The organism is Proteiniclasticum aestuarii, from assembly GCF_017368455.1.
Taxonomy (GTDB): Bacteria; Bacillota; Clostridia; order Clostridiales; family Clostridiaceae; genus Proteiniclasticum; species Proteiniclasticum aestuarii.
The window spans coordinates 44,291-63,106 of the sequence record NZ_JAFNJU010000005.1 but is presented as its reverse complement, the minus strand read 5'-3'; the positions used below and the strand labels follow the sequence as shown (position 1 = coordinate 63,106).

The following is an 18,816-nucleotide window of genomic DNA, read 5'->3' as shown; positions in this document are numbered from 1 at the left end:
GGTTACTTTACGCTTCTCTTTTTTTGGTATGATAAACATAAATGAAACTACGGATAAAGGAGAATAGAGTCTCATGAAAGATTACAACGGATTCATCGGTTCCTATACAAGAAAAAAAAGCAAAGGCATACGAAAATTCCGATTCAACGCGGAAGAATTTGAAATAGAAAACTTCTATCAGGTGGATGACCCCACCTATCTGGCGTTGAGCGAGGATGGAACCATTTTATATTCCTCCATGCGGGACAAGGAGGACCATGGCGTGCTCTCCATCAATCTAAAAACCGATATCGTGGATAAGGTGCTATACGAAAAGGAGAATACCCCTTGCCATGTTTCCGTTTTTGAGGGGCATCTTCTGGCCTCCAATTACCATGACGGGAATCTGGATCTCTACCCTCTGGAAGAGCAGATGGTGAGAAGAAGAATCGCCTCCATCAAACATGATGGGAAAGGTCCCATAGAGAAAAGGCAGGACTCTTCCCATCTTCACTTCGCCATGAAGAATCCCCACAATGAGGATATCCTGGCCTGCGATCTGGGCACGGATAAAGTCTACCTCTACCAGTTATCTGATGAAGGCCTGGAAAAGAAAGGAGAACTCCTTCTTCCGCCAGGAAGCGGTCCCAGGCATCTGACCTTCCATAGGAAGGCAAGGTTTCTCTACGTGTTCTCCGAGCTTTCCTCTGAGATCTTCGTCTATGATTTCAGAAGTGGAGACTATATATTGAAGCAGGTCATGAAGACCCTTCCTGAGAACTTCCACGGGGAAAACACCGGTGCCGCCGTAAGGCTCACACCGGACAATCGTTTCCTCTATGTATCCAACAGAGGTCATGACAGCCTTTCCGGCTTCAGAGTGAAGGAGAATCATCTGCTGGAGAGGATCGAGACCGTCTCCACCGAAGGAGACCACCCAAGGGATTTCAACATCTCCCCTGATGGAGAATTCCTCCTGGCAGCCAATATGATCTCCCATAACCTGACCCTCTTCAAGATCGACAGAGATACCGGAAAGCTTCTATTACTCAAGAAGGATATTACTACCCCTGAACCCGTATCCATCGTATTCCAGAAATAGATGAAATCCATAGCGTCATGAGACGCAAAAGATGCACCCGGAAAAATTCCGGATGCATCTTTTTTCTTAACTATCTATACGCTGCTTCCTTGAAGTATGGGGACACTTCTAATTTATGCAACTGCAGTTAATATGAAGGATAGGATGAAGAGGACGGTGATGACGTAGAGGATCGGGTGAACCTCCTTGGCCTTCTTGTCCACAATCTTCGCGATGGCATAGAACAGGAATCCGAATGCGATACCATTGGTGATGGATGCGGAGAATCCCATGAATGCCAGTACCATGAATGCAGGTACTGCGATGGTCAGGTCCTGCCAGTCGATGTTCTGAAGCCCTTCCGCCATCATGATTCCCACCACGATGAGTGCAGGTGCTGTGGCTGCTCCTGGCACCATCAGTGCGATGGGTGCAAGGAAGAGGGATACGATGAACAGGACGCCTGTTGTTACAGAAGCAAGACCTGTCTTGGCTCCCTGCGCAATACCCGCTGCACTTTCCACATAGGTGGTGGTATTGGATGTACCAAGAAGCGCTCCGATGGAGGTTGCTGTTGCATCAGCAAACAGCGCCTTTTCCATCTTGGTGCTCATGCCCTTGGAATCTTCCACCGCATTGGCATCTTCCTCTGTGAAGATGCCTGACTTTCTGCCTGCACCCAGGAAGGTTCCGATGGTGTCGAAGGTGTCTGTCAGGGAGAAGGCGAAGATGGTTGTCAGGGTGATGAAGAGCTTATCCACGGCGAATAGGCCGTTGAAATCAAGCTGGAACAGTGTTGGTGCAAGGCTTGGCACTCTGAACATGTCCATGGACAGTTCAGGAACCTGTGTCACACCAAAGAAGATTCCGATGAAGGTGGTTGCAACGATGCCCACAAGAATCGCACTCTTCACTTTCAGAAGAAGAAGAACGATGGTGATGAGAAGGCCAATGAGCGCAACCTGCGCTGTGGGGTTTGTAAAATCAGTCAGTGCAGGCACGATGTCCGCAAACATACCGCTTCCATCTCCATTGTCAGTGATTCTGTTTACTGTCTCAGCTGTGAAGGTCAGAAAACCTGCCTGCTTGATGCCAAGGTAGGCGATGAAGAGTCCAATACCGCCGCTGATGGCGTACTGGAGAGATTCTGGAATGGCCTTCACGATCATCTTTCTGATCTTGGTCACCGTGATGAACACATTGATGAGTCCGCATAAAAATACCAGCGCTAGAGCCTGCTGCCAGCTGTATCCCAGAATGAATACGACAGTGAAGGTAAAGAACGCATTGAGTCCCATTCCTGGCGCTACCGCAAAAGGCACATTGGCCACAAAAGCCATGATGAATGTTCCGATGACTGCTGCCAGAATGGTTGCAGTGAAGACTGCTCCCTGGTCCATACCTGTGAGTCCCAGAATCTGAGGATTAACAAATATGATATAAGCCATTGTAAGGAAAGTCGTTGTTCCACCAAGAATCTCGGTCTTGACGTCGGTACCGTGTTCCTTGAGCTTGAATAATTTTTCCATTTTCCACCTCGTATGATTTATTAATAAGTACTCATTCATTTTATACGAATGATATCATTAACGCAAGTTATTTTGTTCGGTATCCACCCTTCTTTATTCATTTCATGACTGTAAACGGTAATCAAGCCTGTTTTTAGTCGAAAATCCTTGTTTCCATCTCATTATTCGCACTTAATCCATTAATAATCATTATTCCTTACCCCATCATTCGTATAATCTGCACTGAATCTCCGAACATTATTCTGATTCGAAGAAGGATAGCATCCCCTTATAATTCCATATATTTCGTGTTCATATCTTCCGATCATTCGCGGACTTCACAAAAGAAAAAAGAAAGAAAAAGAAGCAGCGGGATTGGCCCCTTTCGGGTCCTCCGCTGCTTCCATGCATTCTGTTTCGATTCCGTTTTATACCTTGTAGACTGTGGATGCGGTATTGCCACCCTGTCCGCTCCAGTCGTGATGGAAAAATTCTCCACGCGCTGTATCAATACGCTCAAACATATGCGCACCGAAATAATCTCTCTGCGCCTGCAGAAGATTCGCAGGCAGATTCTCCGTGTGATATCCGTCATAGTAGGCCAGGGCTGAGCTCATGGCAGGCATGGCGATGCCGTTTCTTACACCAGTGACCATGATTTCACGAAGCCCTGATACGGCCTTTTCCAGTTCCTTCTGGAAAAAGTCATCCACCATGAGATTCATAAGCTTCGGATTTTTGTCATAGGCCTTTCTGATGTCATCCAGGAAGGCAGAACGGATGATGCATCCACCTCTCCAGATGGAGGCGATCTCGCCAAGATTCAGTCCCCATTCGAACCGATCCGACGCCGCTTTGAGCAGGGAGAATCCTTGAGCATAGGATACCATCTTGGAAGCATAAAGGGCCATTTCAAGATTCTTTATGGTCTCTTCCTTGTCCACTTCACTGACAGGTCTCTTCACAAGCTTCGCCGCTTCCACTCTCTCATCCTTCATGGAGGAGAGGATTCTGGCATAAACAGCCTCTGTGATGAGAGACACTGGCTGTCCTTCTTCCAGAGCAGAGATGACAGTCCATTTTCCGGTTCCCTTCTGCATGGCCTTGTCCAGAATGGAGTTCACCAAGTACTCACCCTTTTCATCCTTTTCGCCCAGGATGTCTGCGGTGATTTCCACCAGGTAGCTTTCTAGAACACCCTTGTTCCATCTGGTGAAGACCTCAGCCATCTCCTCATTGGAAAGTCCCAGCACATCTCTCATCACCGCATAGGTTTCCGAGATCAGCTGCATGTCCCCATACTCGATGCCATTATGGATGGTCTTCACGTAGTGACCGGAGCCGCCGGCACCGATCCATGTGGTACAGGGCTCATCCCCGTTTTTGCCGGCTTTGGCCGAGATATCCATGAAGATATCCTTGATGCCGTCCCAGGCCTCTTTGGCACCGCCAGGCATGATGGATGGGCCATAGAGCGCCCCCAGCTCTCCGCCGGATACGCCTGAACCCACAAAGTGGATGCCTTTCTTCTCTAGCGCCTTCACTCTTCTTTCCGTGTCCTCGTAATTGGAGTTTCCGCCATCGATGATGGTGTCTCCTTCCTCAAGAAGTGGCAGTATACTGTCTATGGTGGCATCCACCACGCTGCCTGCTTTGATCATGAGCATGATCTTTCTGGGTTTCTTCAAGGAAGAGATGAACTCCTCCATGGAATAGGAGGGAACGAAGTTTCCTTCCTTGCCTTTTCCTTCCATGAAGTCTCTGATCACCGATGATGACCTGTTCCCGATGGATACGGTGTATCCTTTGGACTCGATGTTTCTGGCCAGATTTTCACCCATGACTCTGAATCCGTAAATTCCTATATCTCCTAACATATTTACCTCCTAAACAAACCTGCTGGCCTGTCATTTAATTTGATACGTCTGATTACTTATCATTCTTATTATCATTGTATTTCCATTCTTTTTCAAGGGTATGGAAGGGACTTCATGGTTTCTTAACACAAATGAAAGCAGGATACGCATCCTGCTTCCATTTTTTTATTCTACTGATTTTTATTTACTCCGTGTCTTTCAGAAGCTCTATATAACTGATATCCAGAGCCTTGGCAATCTTCTTCAGGGTTTTGATGGATGGATTCGTTCTACCAGTTTCTATATCAGAAAGATAGGTATTGGAAATGCCTATGGCTTCCCCCAGGTCTTTCTGCGTGAGCTTTCCACTTTTTCGATATTTACGTATATTATCGCCGATACTAACCAAACTAGCACCTCCTATGATACTAATTATACGTTACTATCGAAATAATTCAATTCATTTACGCTGTTATCGAAATATATTGCTTCTGATCTTTCGGATAGTTTTTATTTTCTCCAATCCTTGCTAAACTACTACTATATACGGAATTAAGGAGCGGACATGAATATTGGAGAAAAGCTGAAGAAAGCAAGACAAGAGAAGAATATGAAGCTGAGAGATGTTGCTGATGCTACAAATCTGTCCATTTCCTATATCAGCGATATAGAAAACGGAAACAGCACGCCACCTGTGGATACGCTGACCAGTCTCTGCAGAGCCCTGGATCTTTCCATTTATTCCGTTCTGGCAGAACCGGAGGATATGCGGCTTATGGAGAAGCACATCAGTGCGGAGCTCTATGAGCTGATCAGAGATTTTAACGAGTGGGATGAGAGAGACCAGGATGAGCTCATCACCTACCTGAGGGTGAAGAAGACCGCAAGAGACGAAAGGAATACTTTATAAATTATCGATAGAGATATCAGTTGTATAAAAGACTACTGATATCTCTATCGATTTATGTTATATTATTAATGATATAATCTGAATATTATAGGTAATAATTAGCATTTTTGAATTTATAGTTATTGGAGGTTGAAATGTCACTTCGAAAAGGAAAAACTAAGAGTATTTTAGAAAATTCTATTGATAGCGCATTATTGGCCGTTGAAATTTATAATAAGCCTAGAACAACTTTTAAAGTAGAAAATTATATAACTCTAATGATTATAGCGTGGACACGCCTTTTTCATGCATACTTCAATAACACAATCGGAGATAAATATTATTACAAAAATGGAAGAAACTACAGAAAAGTTGATGGAGAAAGAAAATCATGGGATTTACGTGAGTGTATTAAGCAATATAATAATTTAGATGATCCAGTGAAAAAGAACCTTGATTTTTTCATCCAATTAAGAAACAAAATTGAGCATCGGCATATCGATAAAGAAATATTGGGAACTCAAATATTTGGTGAGTGTCAGGCTATGTTATATAATTATGAAAGCACACTAACTAATTTCTTTGGAGAAGATTATGCAATTAATGAAAACTTAGCTTTTTCTCTGCAGTTCTCAAAGATCCTTACAAAGGAACAAAAAGAAGCACAGAAAAATTTACTATCGAGAGAAGCCCAAGATATTATTGATTACATAAATAAGTATAGAACATCATTGCCAGAAGAAATATTCAGCAGTCAAGAGTTCAGCATAAAGCTTATTCAAGTGCCAAAGATTGGAAATACTAATAGAAATGATTTGGCTGTTGAATTTATTAACTGGGAGGCTTTAACCCCAGAGGAACAAGCTGATTTTCAAAAACTAACCACAATAATCAAAAATAAGACCTTAACATTAGAAGGAGCAAATGTTGGAAAACTCAAACCCAAGGATGTCGTTGAAAAAATTAAAGAAAATGGCATTGATAACTTTACAATCTATAATCATACACTATTCTGGAAATTATTCGGAATTAGGCCTAATAACAATGCAGACAACCCTTTTGAAACTAATACAAAGTATTGCCATTATGACGAGGTCCATAAGGACTATGTTTTTAACGACAACTGGGTCTTATTGTTGACATCAATTCTTAAAAACCATCAAATTCCAGTAGAATGGATTAAAGACCAAGTTAAGAATAATATTGTAGTATCTGTTCATGATTACCCCCCCCAAAAAAAACATTCACCTATAGGAGGTCCCATTGTTGATTAAAGTGAAAAGAAACACAGGCTGGCAAGGGTCCGGTTCGCCTATAAAGATCCATGCCAATGGAGAGAAGATTGCTTCAGTTTCCCATAAGCAGAAAGTGGAGATAAAGATCCCTCATGATCAGGTAGAGCTGAAGGCGATGCAGTTCGGGATAAGAAGTAATACTATAACCGTACATGACGGTGACCTGGTGGAAGTCACGTCCACCTTTTGGACCAGATGGAGTCTGCCGGTGCTCATTATACTTTTCGCATTACCGATCCTGCTTCCTGATGCGCAAGAGAAGTTCATGATCACTGCTCTTCTGATGATACTACTGATCACTCTCCTTCTCCTTTTCGTTAAAGGATATGAACTTAAAGTGCTCCCTGCTGAAGAGGACAGGTAGCTTTCTTTCATGCAGCGAACCGTTCATGTTTCCATCTGGTCAGGCTGCGCCTGAAGCTTATGTTCTGGGGCTTTTTCAAACATAATACGTTCCATACTAAAAGGGGTTCTGGCGAACCCCTTTTGAAATGCCTTGAATTAGGATGGTGCTTATACCGCATCCTCTTTTTTCCAGAATGTTTTCTTGTCATACTCTGTTAGAGAGTCCGCAAACTCCTTCTTGATTTCCAGAAGGGTCTGTAGGTCTCGAACATACTGATAGAGAGAAGCCCTGTTTTCAAACTCCTCTCTTGTCTTGGGCAGGTCCTGATTCCTGAAGAGCTCCATATAACAATGGAGATCTTCCATGAGCTCTCTCGCGGTATTGAGCTCATTATACTGATGAGCTACCAGTTCCGTAAGGGATGCCACCAGGCGGTTCTGCTCGTAGTAGCTGTCCACCCTGCCAAGGACTTCTCTCATCTGTTTCAGAATCTCGTACTGCTTGATTCTCATCTCCATGTACCGGACATAGTAGAGGAAGGATTCCGAGAGATAATTAGATGAAAGCCTGTGCGCTTTCTCAAAGCCTCTAGTCAGCGTGGCATCCAGTTCCTTGAACATCTTCTCTTCTTCTATGTTCACAGACTGGGAGAGGATGTCTTCCGAAAAACTGGCAAGGATCTTCTTGAAGAGTCTTTCCACATCCTTCTGGGCTTCCTTGATATCCTTCTCCACACTGGGCATGTAGATATTAAAGAGGAGCGCAATTCCTGCTCCAACAATGAGAATGCCATATTCATTGAGAATCCAGGAAAGGGCCACAGACTCTTCCACCAGTAGGTGGGTTACAAGGACGGTACTGGGTACAATCCCATCATTGAGATTAAGTGCTGCCGCAACGGGTATGAAAATGAGAAGGTAGACCCCAAAGCTCACCGCGGAGTAGCCCATGAGAAGAAAGACCACAACGGCCACTATGATTGCTAGGGTTGTAGAACCCAGTCTTCTTATGGCTATATCGATGGACTTTCTCTTGGTGCTCTGCACACTCAGAACGGTGATGACACCTGCTGATACGGCGTAGCTGAGCCCGATGTATTCTGCGATGATTATGGCAAGGGCTGCACCGATGGCTGTTTTCAGTGTGCGGTATCCCACATATTTTCTCAGCGTCTTCATTCCTGCATCCTCTGCATCTTCTTAAGTAGATGGATCATTTCCTGTTTCTCCTCATGGGTCAGTCCGTCCATAGATTCCGCCAGAATCTCAAGGTGTCCAGGAAAAAGCGCACCGATGAGCTCTTCTCCTTTTTCCGTGATGCTTACGCTGTAGGATCTGCGATCCCCAGGGGTCGGTATTTTCTCGATGTATTCTTCTTTCAGCAGATTATTGATGACCACAGTCATATTTCCACCAGTGGACAGTATTTTTTCTGTAATATCACAGACTCTCATCTCTCCTTTGTGATATAAGACTTCCAGAACCATAAACTGGGAGGGAGTTATGCCATATTCCTTGATGTTTCTCATGGTCTCTCTGCTGATATTTGATAAGCCTCTGCTCAGTGAGATCAGAAGCTTCAGGTTTGTGTCGTTTTCTTTTCCATAACTGTTTCTATTCTTATCCATACTACTACTATAATGGAAAATGGCCCGAATTTCAATTGCACTCAATTTATTTAAGTGGAGATGCATTATTTTCATTCTATATCGGGAATGATCCATGGTATGATTAAGGTAATAGAAGGGAGGCGAAACTATGGTTACACTACTTGTTATCTATAGGAAGAATGAAATCCCAGATTACTATCTGGGTGCCATAAAGGAATACAGTAAAAGGCTGAAGAGGTACTGCAATCTGATTCTGCAAGAAGTGGAAAACCAAAGTGATGTTCTTCCTCTCGTTTCTTCCTGCTACACTTTCAGAGTATATGCAAAAGGAAAAGCCCTGGATTCTGTTTCCTTTTCGGAAAAGATCCAGGAGCTTACTTTAAACGGACATTCTAAGATCGCCTTTGTGGTTAATATGAAGGTAGATACAGATGACACACTAAGTCTCACCACACTTGATATGAGTGATGATCTGTCTGTCGTCTGTATGCTGGAGCAGATTTATAGGGCGTTTAGGATATGGTACGGTGAACCGTACCATAAGTAACGGCGTAAATTTTGCCCTTAGGTATGGTGAGGAAGCGAAGGAACTATGGTTTCTCTACAGTTATCATGAATACTTTCACTTATAATCCCTAATTGAATTCATCGGTTAGAACGGGGAATGTGTATTTTGAATTAGATTGTATCGGCAGAATTTAGGATTATTAATGAATCATCCACCTTAAGGTTAGATATAGCCTTGAAGGTGGATGATTCATTTCATTATCTATATGCATTATAGTGATAAGATAATCAACTCTTTGACAGCATCAATATAGGTCTCTTTATTCTTTCTTTTATAAACACTTATATAAGAAGGGTGATGAATTGGCATAAAACTATACTCACCATGCTTATATAGCTTATACTCATAATCATTAAATTTATCAAATGTTACCTTCATGCTTTTTTCAACTGACTGGATAACATTATTCCCTAACAAGATAATGATTTTGGGCTTAAGTATCTCAATCTCTCTCTTGAGATTGACAATACAAAGATCCATTTCCTTCTTAGTTGGGTATCTTAACTTACCATTATTGTTTAACGGTAGACACTTAACTATATTAGTTTTGTAGAACTTACATCCTTGTACTTCAGATTCCATTTCACTAATTAGTTTACCAGATCTAGTAGTTGCCGATAAGGGGATTTCATCTAATACATTATCAACCAGTTTTGCAGAAAGTCCAACCCACATTACATCACACTCTTCCACCTTATCTAATAATGGTATCTGATTATTACACATATTGCACTTATTGCAATTCATTATCTCCTTGATCATATTTTCCTCCTAGATTACTAGTTTTAAAAATAAACTCATATAATATTTTATCGTCACATTCACTGTAGTTTTTAGTCTGAATATTAAAATGTCTTCTCTCAATCAATGTAGATAAAATATGATTTTCTTGATAATCCAACTCTAACTTTGGTTCAACAAATTCATTGAATAATGCAGTGCCATGGTATGGCCTAAACTGAAAAACACTCGTTCTAAAGTTTCCATCAGAATTTTGTGAATATCTGTATATTGTAGTCGCAACATTAAAACTCATTTCCATATCACTCTCAGATTCCAATGGAAAACCGAAAATGAAATATCCTTTAATGTCAATTCCACATTTTAATATTTTTCTAGTGGTATTCTTTATCTCATCTACTGTTCCTAATTTGTTAATCATCTTCCTGACTTTATCAGATCCAGATTCAATTCCAATAAACAATTCAACACAACCACTTTTCTTCATTTGAACGATTAATTCTTCTGGTACATTTTCAAACGTTTTGATATGTGCCATGGCTCTCCAAGACACATTAAACTGACTAAATATCTCAATTGCATCCCGTATAGATTGTAGGCTCCTTAAGAATAAATCATCTAATATTCTGATGCATTGAACCGTCGGATCTACTTGAATTAGATCATTAATCTCTGACAATACCACAGCCTTATCTTTTAGCCTAATTTTTCTATTATGATTCAAGCTTTTTGCTGCTCCACAAAAAGCACAGTCATAAATGCATCCTCTTGATGTTATTATTGCTCTTTCTTTCAAACCATAGTAGTTTACCACAAACTCCTCATTTAGTAATCCTCTATTTAGCGGTAAAACATTAATATCAGCTGGGAAATACTTTGATGAACTATGTACTTGAAATACTTTTCTAGTCTTACTTTCATATACTGGCGGTTCAGAAACCACGTCTTCAATCACATCACAAATAATCAAATCGCCTTCACCGATAATTACCGCTAGCTCATTATTAGTATTCCATTTGATGATTTCATTATAAATAAAATTTGTACATTGTCCACCAACAATAAACTTTGCTTTGGATTGATATGACTCCAATATACTTCTGACAACTGGAATATTAACAGAAAAAATATTAATAGCAATGATATCTGGCTCCATTTCATAGAGTCTCTGAACGACTTGAGTTACATTTAGACCTAATTGAATTGTGTCTAGGATTGTTACATCCCAATTTTTTTCTTGAATTTTTGTCGCCAAATAACCAAGACCAAATGGTGGTAAATACTCATTACCTGCAGATTCAATTTCTAGTCGATCATATATTGGCGAATTAATCAGCACGACCTTCATTTCACACTCTCCCCATTAATCAACTAACACGCATCCAGAATTACATCTCCAATCTTTTTAATATTCTTTGCTAGGGACCCCTCGGTATCTATATATTCCATTAGCAACCTAATTCCTCTAGAAATTTCCCTGCTTTAAATGATAACTCAATTTCGTGTTTGCTTCTAAAACCTCTTTAGAATCTTGTTAATGTTGACCTTACAGATAACCTTTTAATAATTGTCTTTTCATTTGCATAAACTATTACAGATAAATCCGACTTCAAAATAATACATTAATAATCTTAATATTATTGTACTATCTAATGAAAATCTTATCAATTAATTAAAAAGATAGCTCACTATGGATCATGACAGTTTATCTATAAAAACTAAAAAAAGACTAGCCACAACAAGCACTAATTCTTAAATGACTAGTCTCTTCTTACGCCGATAGAATAGTTACGGAGAACCATACCATAAGTAAGTTGGAGTGTGCTAGTATTAATCAAATAAACATATCCCATCCAGCCACCTTGATCCTCAAGAGGTAGTTGAAACATTCCGGCATCTTCTTCTCTCTACTGACACCTTATCATTCTTAACACTATTGTGATAACATCCTATAAGTATTAATTAAACACTATTTTCCAGTTTATTCTATTTCTCAATAAGATCTATTTCTTTCACTATTTGAATATTGCACCCTTTCTGATTATATTCGATAGCCTTAATCACTTTACTTCCATAAGTTCCATTAGAGTATGATTGACACTCAAGGTTCCCAATCAGCAAAATATTTGTTGATTTCTTTACTGTGTTATCAATGATTCCGCCACGATTTACAATATATTGACTTACATCAGTCTTACTTCCAAATGCAAAATTACCTGAAAGACAGACATGTTTCCCTTCAACTGAATTGACTTGTACCTTCAACGCTTCAATTGGATTTAGAATGCTTTGTATCGATTCAGTAATATATTCCGATTCTTTTTCTGTAATTAGTGAATCAGCAAGAGCTTCCTCCAGCAGACACATAATTTCATCATAAGGATGATGTCCAGAGAGAAAACTATTATCACTCAACCAACTTCGCAGGTTTTCGCTTTCTTCAGTAGATATTTTCCCGTCAATAATTATACCCTTCATGATTCCATTTAGTACCTGCGTACCTAGAGTTACGGGTGATTTTGAGATGATGTCCATACATTGCCCAACAACACTCTGAAGTTTAAAAGATTCTTCTAGCGTAACGACTCCATCATCTAGAATACGATCAATGACATCGATAATAGATGCTAACTCCTCTGATCCAGTATATAGACAGTACTGATTTCTCCAATTTCTAATGTAATTTGCTTCGGTAATAGTGATTTTATTATCAATGGAAAACCCTTTCACCATACCATAAAATTCAATTATTGCCTTTCTGATTAATGGAGCAGCCATGAACTGTTCGAAATCTTTTATTTCAATCGAATCATATCTTCTAATATGCTCCTCAATGTAAATATCATAATTATTAACCAAAGCTCTGAATAAGTTTGCATTCGCACTTGCATCAGCAAAAGCATCATGCTCTAAATCTATATCGATATCAAAGTACTTACAAAGTGTACCCATGCGGTAATTTTCTACAGTAAAAGGTGGCACATATTTCTTAGCGAGATCAAGGGTGCAGATATAGTAAAACTCAGGAATATCTATACTGTAGCGTTTTAGATTTCTTGCCAATGCATTAAGATCTGCATTAGCTACATTGTGGCCAACAACAACGGTGTTAGTGAAATATTTTTCTATTTCAGACCACACCTCTGGTAAAAAGGGTTTATCCTTAACTTTAGAAAAGGAAATTCCATGAATCTTAACACAAATATCATCAAAACCATCTTGTGGATTCAGATAGAGATTCTGTTCTGGATAGTATAGCTTTCCAGAATCATAATCTTCACATAATAATCCTAATTGGCAAATAGATTTATTTTTGGGGTTCGCATATTCCACATCAAAATATGTGATTTTTTTCATATTGACCTCCCTTACTTAAAACTCCATATTCAAAATACATCTCGTGGCAAAGTAGGAATTAGTAATACTTCTAGTCATCATCAGCTCTGATGATGATCAAATTACATCAAAATCTTCTGCTCAAAAATATTATAGAATATTCTAAAAATTAATACAACATATAGGAAATAACATTTCATTCACTAATGTTCTATTCTATTATTTACGTTCTAAATATTTATTCAGATATAGATGGATACTCAAATATAATCAAATATCTATATCATTTGACGTTATCCCTTACACTATTGATCGTATATTATGCGTTTTTCGTTCCAAATTATTCATTTTTCGATAAATAAGTTATAATAAGAATTATTAGATAATTTATTGATTACTGGAGGATATATGAATCAGGATTTAATAGAAAAGATTATCAAGTTCAGAGATGAAAGGAACTGGGATCAGTTTCATAACCCTAAAGATTTAGCCATCTCAATCAGTATCGAAGCAGCTGAACTGCTTGAGACATTTCAATGGTCAGGAGCAGACTTAGAGAAAAGCGACAAGCTCGATAACATGAAAGAAGAGATTGCCGATGTATTGATCTACTCCATACTACTTGCAGAGAAACTGAATTTAGATATCTCAGAAATTATCGAACATAAGCTTAAGAAGAATGGAGAAAAGTATCAGAAAGACAAAGCATATGGGACAAGTAAAAAATATACAGAGTTGAGGTGATTACATGATTATCTACAAGAATGATGTGGAAGGATTCCGAAATGCTGTTGATAGTAATGCCATCGTCTCCGACATCGAAAAAGGCTTTCGAGAGAAATTCGGGCGTAAGGTCAACAGTAATGAGAAGCGATCCTGGAACAATTCACTCCGTTTCATGGAAACAGCCCTAAGAAAAGCAGACATACCTGGTGATTGCGGCGTACTTGTAGAGTATAATATTCCTTCAACAAGCAAGCGAATTGATTTCATTGTAACAGGACACAATGAAAAGGATGAAGCAAACTTTGTAATTGTAGAACTTAAACAATGGGAATCTGCTCATGCAACAAATAAGGAAGAACTGGTCGCAACTTACGTAGGTGGAGCGGTTCGCGATGTACCTCATCCATCCTATCAGGCTTATTCCTACAAAAAATATATTACTGATATGAATGAAGCTGTCTACACAAAGAACATCCAGTCCTACTCCTGTGCATACCTGCATAACTATCAGGTACATGAGCCTGAACCCTTGCTTAGCTCACAATATGCTGAAATCATAGAAGACACACCTGTTTTCTTCTCTAGAGACGTAAACAGATTGGAAGCTTTCATCAAAAAGTATGTCGGAAAGGGCAGCGGTAAAGAAATCCTCTATCAGATTGAAAACGGAAAAATCAGACCATCTAAGAAATTCGTGGAATATATTACTAGCATGTTTCAGGGAAATCAGGTATATACCCTACTTGATGAACAGCAAGTGGCTTACGCAAACATCATAGAACATGCGCTGAATGCTGAAGGCAAAAAGACAATCATCGTTAATGGTGGTCCAGGTACTGGAAAGTCCGTTGTTGCAATGAATGCTTTTGTAAAGCTGCTTAATGAAGATATGAATATCCAGTTTATAGCACCGAATGCCTCCTTCAAAGAAGCACTTATTTCTTCTCTCAGCGGAAGCAGGAAATATACTAAGAAGAGACTGAATGCGATATTTTCCGGTTCCGGAAAATATTATAATGCTTTAGATGATGAATTCGATATGCTCATCGTGGATGAAGCTCATCGACTAAAAGGAAAAGGCACTTATATGTACAAAGGTGCGAGCCAGGTGGAAGACATGATTCGATCCTCAAGATGTAATGTGTTCTTCATCGATGATTTTCAGAGAATCAGACCTAATGATGAGGGCACTGTAGAAAAGATCATCGAAGTTGCAGAAAAATATGGTTCTGAAGTAGTAAAAGTAGAATTGATCGCACAGTTCAGGTGTGCTGGAGCAGAAGGCTTTCTTAACTGGGTAGAGCATACCCTCGGCATCTCAGATACAGCGAATTTTGACGGCTGGGATCAGGAAACTTTTGAATTCAAGCTTGTCGAGAATCCCAATGACCTCAAGGACACTATAGATCAAAGGATTGAAGAAGGCTTTAAAGCAAGACTTTTAGCCGGTTACGCATGGAACTGGACATCAGAAAAAGAAGGAAACTCTAATGCAGAAATAGATGACATCGTCATCGAAGACTACAATTTCAGTATGCCATGGAACAGCAGAAACAATTCCTATTCTTGGGCAGTCGACCCGGATAAGGCTGGCCAGATCGGCTGTATTCATACATCCCAAGGCCTTGAATTCGATTATGTTGGAGTCATCATCGGCAACGATCTGAAATATGACCCCATATCTATGACGGTTTATGGTTCCTATGATGACTATAAGGACTCTGCAGGAAAGAAGGGATTAAAGAATAAACCAACTGAGCTAACAACCTATATTAAGAACATCTATAGAGTTCTCTTAAGTAGAGGCATGAAAGGTTGCTATGTATTCTGTCAGGATGAAAATCTAAGAGAACACTTAAAATCTCGATTAGTTAGCACGCAAATTTAAAGTCATTTCAAAGCATCTTGATTGCAGTACCCATCGCTGAGATCAAGATGCTCTTTTAATGTCTGAGCAAAAACTCAGATTAATTTTTAAGAACTAAACTATAAGCCAGATAGTAAACCATTGGAGAAAAACAATATCACCTTCAAGTCCTACTCTGAACCCTTTAAGACCAGTACTCCTGCTGGAAAGATGCAGTTTCAGATGATGGCCCTCATTGGTGAGTTTGAACGAGGCACCATAGCGCAGAACGTGAAGATGGGTATGAATGCGAAAGCGAAAGCAGGAGAATGGTGTGGTGGTATTGTCCTTGGATATGACCTCATACCTATTCCAGAAGAAGGCACCAAGAAAAAGCGGACAGAGCTCATCATCAATGAGAAGGAAGCCCAAATTATCCGGAGAATCTTCAAAAGCTTCATTCAGGGAAACGGCTATAAATCCATCACCAATCAGCTGAATAAAGAAGGACTCAAGACAAAGAAAGGAAACTCCTTCTCTGTGTCCAGTGTGAGAGATATTCTTCTTAATCCTCTCTATGTAGGTAAAATTCGATATAACATCCGTCAAAACTGGGCAGAAAAGAGAAGAAAGAACATCAATGCGAATCCGATCCTTGTGGATGGTATCCATAAACCCATCATTGATGAAACCACATGGAGTCAGGTCCAAGCACTCTTTGAGTCTTCCCAGGGTAAACCAGCTAGAATCTACGATGGTCAGTATCCTCTCACCGGAATCTTAAAGTGCCCGGAATGTGGTTCTGGCATGGTCATCGCCAGAACTGTGAATACCCTGAAAGATGGGACAAAACGCAGGCTTGTCTACTATGCTTGTGGTAACTGGAAGAATAAAGGCACCAGTGTATGTCACAGTAACACCATCCGAGTAGATAAGGCCAATGAGTATGTGTTCTCCAGAATCACAGAACTGATCTCCTCTGAGAAAATGGTGAAGAGCATCGTGACAAAGCTCAATACGGACAGAAATGACAAAATCAATCCTGCCAAGAAGATCTTGGAACAGATTTCTAAATATCTCCAGCAGCTGGAAAGAAGAAAGACCAAGCTGTTTGATGCAACGAAAATGACATCATCAGCCAAGAGGATTTCAGAAAACGAAATGATGAGCTCAATGAGAGAATAAACAACTTACACAACATGAGAAATAAACAGGAGATCATCCTGAACCAAGAGAAGGTCAATGAAGTATCCTATGAGCTGGTGAAAAACACCTTACAGAAGTTCAGTGACATCATGACCATATATATGACGAGGCAAAAGCAGAAGAGGCTTCTCCATATGATCATCTCAGAAATCACCATCAATGAAAAAAGAGAGGTGGACAGCATCAACATCAAGCTGACGGACCATCTCACCAATTACCTGAAGACTGAAAGAGGAGTATCCGCGAGTGATGCTCCTCTTTCTCCTTCCCCTGATTTACACATACCTCAAAGGGAGGATATCAGGTTTTCTATTTAGAATCGGGAAGAGAAGAGTTTAAGTGCCCTTCTCTTTTTTTGATTTACTTGGTTGGAGGTGATGATAAGCTTCTCCATAGTTCTCAGGTAGCACTTGCCAAAATCCAAAACTCAATCCATTTTCCTTCCATCTGAACTGCCTTTTCTCAAACAACTCAGAGAGTATCATAATCTACTTCCATAAAATTTTGTAATTCTTTTCTAATTTACTCTTAAACTTTCTTTACAGATGACGATACAGATAACATAGCCAAGAAAGAGATACTGCATCAAATTATATTGGTAAGAATCCCTAAATTGACTTGTTCTTATGCTGATCTCATAGTTAAGGTTATCAAGCATAAGACCGATGGATCAAGATGATCCATCGATGATACAAATATCTCCAATCGTCCAAGGAGATACTTAAGAAAAAAGGACGCTTACTTATGGTAATAAGCCGAGATGATCATAGGCTTGTTATAAAATTATGTGAACACGGAAGTTCACACTCAACATTCAAGGAGGAAAAATAATGAGAATTAACAACAACATCGCTGCAATGAATACTTACTCAAGACTGACATCAGCACAGGGTGCACAGGCAAAGTCTCTTGAAAAACTTTCATCAGGTCTAAGAATCAACAGAGCTGGTGATGACGCTGCAGGTCTGGCAATCTCAGAGAAGATGAGAGGACAGATTGGTGGACTGAACCAGGCAACTAGAAATGCTCAGGATGGCATTTCACTGATTCAGACCGCAGAAGGCGGACTGAATGAGACTCACTCCATTCTTCAGAGAATGAGAGAGCTGACCGTTCAGTCAGCGAATGACACAAACACTGATGAAGATAGACTGAACATCCAGGATGAATTCGACCAGCTGGCAAAAGAAATCACCAGAGTTGCAACCACCACTCAGTTTAATGGTAAAGCTCTTCTTGATGGAACAGCATCGGTTTCTCTTCAGATTGGCGCTAACGCAGGACAGAGCATGTCTTTAGCTATTGGAGCTATGGACGCAACTACTCTTGCAGTAGGTACGGGAGCAAATGAAACTGATACAGTAGGTCTTGATATTTCAACTGCATCAGCTGACTTTGACGCAGCTCTGACAGCGATTGACACAGCTATTGGAACAGTTTCTAGTGAACGTTCAAAGCTTGGTGCCACACAGAATAGACTGGACCACACCATCAATAACCTGACAACTACTTCTGAGAACCTTTCAGCTGCTGAATCAAGAATCAGAGACGTAGATATGGCTAAGGAAATGATGGAGTTCACAAAGAACAACATTCTGAACCAGGCATCCACAGCAATGCTAGCTCAGGCTAACCAGATGCCACAGGGAGTACTTCAGTTACTCGGCTAAGCAAAATACTAAAGGTAGACAGTGTCATACTGCCTACCTTTTTTCTTGCTCCTATTTTCTACTTTCTTTCTGCACCATTAATATCCAATCATTAAGCTCTCTTACTCATTTATAGGAAACCGCACTTAACTTAGTTACGGTGAACCGTATCACAAGTAGT

The 18,816-nt window shown here is 40.1% G+C and carries 18 protein-coding genes; 10 read left to right on the top strand and 8 right to left on the bottom strand.

What is annotated here, in order from left to right; translation table 11 throughout:
• Window positions 1–73 precede the first annotated feature (73 nt).
• On the top strand, window positions 74–1,081 hold the full coding sequence (locus J3A84_RS07560; RefSeq protein ID WP_207599408.1) for a lactonase family protein: 1,008 nt from the start codon (window positions 74–76) through the stop codon (window positions 1,079–1,081).
• 113 nt (window positions 1,082–1,194) lie between these two features.
• Here J3A84_RS07560 and J3A84_RS07555 read toward each other — a convergent pair whose 3' ends face one another.
• From J3A84_RS07555 to J3A84_RS07545, 3 genes are all read right to left on the bottom strand, one after another.
• Window positions 1,195–2,589, bottom strand: coding sequence for an NCS2 family permease (locus J3A84_RS07555; RefSeq protein ID WP_207599407.1), 1,395 nt, complete (start codon window positions 2,587–2,589; stop codon window positions 1,195–1,197).
• A gap of 407 nt (window positions 2,590–2,996) precedes the next feature.
• Window positions 2,997–4,445, bottom strand: a complete 1,449-nt coding sequence (gene gnd / locus J3A84_RS07550; protein WP_207599406.1) for a decarboxylating NADP(+)-dependent phosphogluconate dehydrogenase — start codon at window positions 4,443–4,445, stop codon at window positions 2,997–2,999.
• 184 nt (window positions 4,446–4,629) lie between these two features.
• On the bottom strand, window positions 4,630–4,833 hold the full coding sequence (locus tag J3A84_RS07545; RefSeq protein WP_207599405.1) for a helix-turn-helix domain-containing protein: 204 nt from the start codon (window positions 4,831–4,833) through the stop codon (window positions 4,630–4,632).
• Window positions 4,834–4,989: 156 nt separating this feature from the next.
• On the opposite strand from J3A84_RS07545, the gene J3A84_RS07540 reads away from it, so the two are divergent.
• The 3 genes from J3A84_RS07540 to J3A84_RS07530 all read left to right on the top strand — a co-directional run bounded on the left by J3A84_RS07540 (window position 4,990) and on the right by J3A84_RS07530 (window position 6,972).
• Window positions 4,990–5,334 (top strand): helix-turn-helix domain-containing protein, encoded by a 345-nt coding sequence (locus J3A84_RS07540; RefSeq protein ID WP_207599404.1) that lies wholly within the window; start codon window positions 4,990–4,992, stop codon window positions 5,332–5,334.
• Between the two features lie 134 nt (window positions 5,335–5,468).
• Window positions 5,469–6,587 carry a DUF3644 domain-containing protein gene (locus tag J3A84_RS07535; protein WP_207599403.1) on the top strand — a complete coding sequence of 373 codons (1,119 nt, stop codon included), beginning with the start codon at window positions 5,469–5,471 and terminating at the stop codon, window positions 6,585–6,587.
• Window positions 6,580–6,972: a hypothetical protein gene (locus J3A84_RS07530; protein ID WP_207599402.1), complete on the top strand. Its 393-nt coding sequence runs from the start codon at window positions 6,580–6,582 to the stop codon at window positions 6,970–6,972. Before J3A84_RS07535 ends, J3A84_RS07530 begins: the two co-directional genes overlap by 8 nt.
• A 149-nt stretch (window positions 6,973–7,121) precedes the next feature.
• Here the strand turns inward: J3A84_RS07530 and J3A84_RS07525 are convergent, their stop codons facing one another.
• The gene (locus tag J3A84_RS07525; RefSeq protein ID WP_242694073.1) at window positions 7,122–8,132 is read right to left on the bottom strand and encodes an aromatic acid exporter family protein; all 1,011 of its coding nucleotides are present in this window, start codon (window positions 8,130–8,132) and stop codon (window positions 7,122–7,124) included.
• Window positions 8,129–8,581: a MarR family winged helix-turn-helix transcriptional regulator gene (locus J3A84_RS07520; protein ID WP_207599401.1), complete on the bottom strand. Its 453-nt coding sequence runs from the start codon at window positions 8,579–8,581 to the stop codon at window positions 8,129–8,131. Before J3A84_RS07520 ends, J3A84_RS07525 begins: the two co-directional genes overlap by 4 nt.
• 130 nt (window positions 8,582–8,711) lie before the next feature.
• Between J3A84_RS07520 and J3A84_RS07515 the strand changes: the two genes are divergently transcribed.
• Window positions 8,712–9,110, top strand: a complete 399-nt coding sequence (locus J3A84_RS07515; protein ID WP_207599400.1) for a 23S rRNA (pseudouridine(1915)-N(3))-methyltransferase RlmH — start codon at window positions 8,712–8,714, stop codon at window positions 9,108–9,110.
• 231 nt (window positions 9,111–9,341) lie between these two features.
• Here J3A84_RS07515 and J3A84_RS07510 read toward each other — a convergent pair whose 3' ends face one another.
• The 3 genes from J3A84_RS07510 to J3A84_RS07500 form a co-directional block, all read right to left on the bottom strand.
• Window positions 9,342–9,893, bottom strand: coding sequence for a uracil-DNA glycosylase family protein (locus J3A84_RS07510; protein WP_207599399.1), 552 nt, complete (start codon window positions 9,891–9,893; stop codon window positions 9,342–9,344).
• The gene (locus J3A84_RS07505) at window positions 9,865–11,220 is read right to left on the bottom strand and encodes a B12-binding domain-containing radical SAM protein (protein ID WP_207599398.1); all 1,356 of its coding nucleotides are present in this window, start codon (window positions 11,218–11,220) and stop codon (window positions 9,865–9,867) included. The genes J3A84_RS07510 and J3A84_RS07505 overlap by 29 nt, the downstream gene beginning before the upstream one ends.
• Window positions 11,221–11,858: 638 nt before the next feature.
• Window positions 11,859–13,229 carry an exonuclease domain-containing protein gene (locus tag J3A84_RS07500; RefSeq protein ID WP_207599397.1) on the bottom strand — a complete coding sequence of 457 codons (1,371 nt, stop codon included), beginning with the start codon at window positions 13,227–13,229 and terminating at the stop codon, window positions 11,859–11,861.
• Window positions 13,230–13,616: 387 nt separating this feature from the next.
• Between J3A84_RS07500 and J3A84_RS07495 the strand changes: the two genes are divergently transcribed.
• From J3A84_RS07495 to hag, 5 genes are all read left to right on the top strand, one after another.
• Window positions 13,617–13,952, top strand: coding sequence for a nucleotide pyrophosphohydrolase (locus J3A84_RS07495; protein ID WP_207599396.1), 336 nt, complete (start codon window positions 13,617–13,619; stop codon window positions 13,950–13,952).
• A 4-nt stretch (window positions 13,953–13,956) separates the two neighbouring features.
• A complete protein-coding gene (locus J3A84_RS07490) occupies window positions 13,957–15,822 on the top strand; it encodes a DUF2075 domain-containing protein (protein ID WP_207599395.1) in 1,866 nt (621 codons plus the stop codon).
• 120 nt (window positions 15,823–15,942) lie between these two features.
• A complete protein-coding gene (locus J3A84_RS07485) occupies window positions 15,943–16,965 on the top strand; it encodes a recombinase family protein (protein ID WP_242694071.1) in 1,023 nt (340 codons plus the stop codon).
• Window positions 16,966–16,979: 14 nt separating this feature from the next.
• Window positions 16,980–17,303 (top strand): hypothetical protein, encoded by a 324-nt coding sequence (locus J3A84_RS15295; RefSeq protein ID WP_242694070.1) that lies wholly within the window; start codon window positions 16,980–16,982, stop codon window positions 17,301–17,303.
• A gap of 513 nt (window positions 17,304–17,816) precedes the next feature.
• Entirely contained in the window at window positions 17,817–18,656 is an 840-nt protein-coding gene (gene hag, locus J3A84_RS07480; protein ID WP_207599394.1) for a flagellin Hag, read from the top strand.
• Window positions 18,657–18,816: the final 160 nt, after the last annotated feature.

What these genes read in the sequence shown, in the direction of transcription:
- J3A84_RS07510 (WP_207599399.1), bottom strand. Translation starts at nt 9,893, where the DNA reads ATGATCAAGGAGATAATGAATTGCAATAAGTGCAATATGTGTAATAAT.
- J3A84_RS07520 (WP_207599401.1), bottom strand. Translation starts at nt 8,581, where the DNA reads ATGGATAAGAATAGAAACAGTTATGGAAAAGAAAACGACACAAACCTG.
- J3A84_RS07495 (WP_207599396.1), top strand. Translation starts at nt 13,617, where the DNA reads ATGAATCAGGATTTAATAGAAAAGATTATCAAGTTCAGAGATGAAAGG.
- J3A84_RS07560 (WP_207599408.1), top strand. Translation starts at nt 74, where the DNA reads ATGAAAGATTACAACGGATTCATCGGTTCCTATACAAGAAAAAAAAGC.
- J3A84_RS15295 (WP_242694070.1), top strand. Translation starts at nt 16,980, where the DNA reads ATGAGAAATAAACAGGAGATCATCCTGAACCAAGAGAAGGTCAATGAA.
- hag (WP_207599394.1), top strand. Translation starts at nt 17,817, where the DNA reads ATGAGAATTAACAACAACATCGCTGCAATGAATACTTACTCAAGACTG.
- J3A84_RS07490 (WP_207599395.1), top strand. Translation starts at nt 13,957, where the DNA reads ATGATTATCTACAAGAATGATGTGGAAGGATTCCGAAATGCTGTTGAT.
- J3A84_RS07515 (WP_207599400.1), top strand. Translation starts at nt 8,712, where the DNA reads ATGGTTACACTACTTGTTATCTATAGGAAGAATGAAATCCCAGATTAC.
- J3A84_RS07525 (WP_242694073.1), bottom strand. Translation starts at nt 8,132, where the DNA reads ATGAAGACGCTGAGAAAATATGTGGGATACCGCACACTGAAAACAGCC.
- J3A84_RS07540 (WP_207599404.1), top strand. Translation starts at nt 4,990, where the DNA reads ATGAATATTGGAGAAAAGCTGAAGAAAGCAAGACAAGAGAAGAATATG.
- J3A84_RS07535 (WP_207599403.1), top strand. Translation starts at nt 5,469, where the DNA reads ATGTCACTTCGAAAAGGAAAAACTAAGAGTATTTTAGAAAATTCTATT.
- gnd (WP_207599406.1), bottom strand. Translation starts at nt 4,445, where the DNA reads ATGTTAGGAGATATAGGAATTTACGGATTCAGAGTCATGGGTGAAAAT.
- J3A84_RS07555 (WP_207599407.1), bottom strand. Translation starts at nt 2,589, where the DNA reads ATGGAAAAATTATTCAAGCTCAAGGAACACGGTACCGACGTCAAGACC.
- J3A84_RS07505 (WP_207599398.1), bottom strand. Translation starts at nt 11,220, where the DNA reads ATGAAGGTCGTGCTGATTAATTCGCCAATATATGATCGACTAGAAATT.
- J3A84_RS07500 (WP_207599397.1), bottom strand. Translation starts at nt 13,229, where the DNA reads ATGAAAAAAATCACATATTTTGATGTGGAATATGCGAACCCCAAAAAT.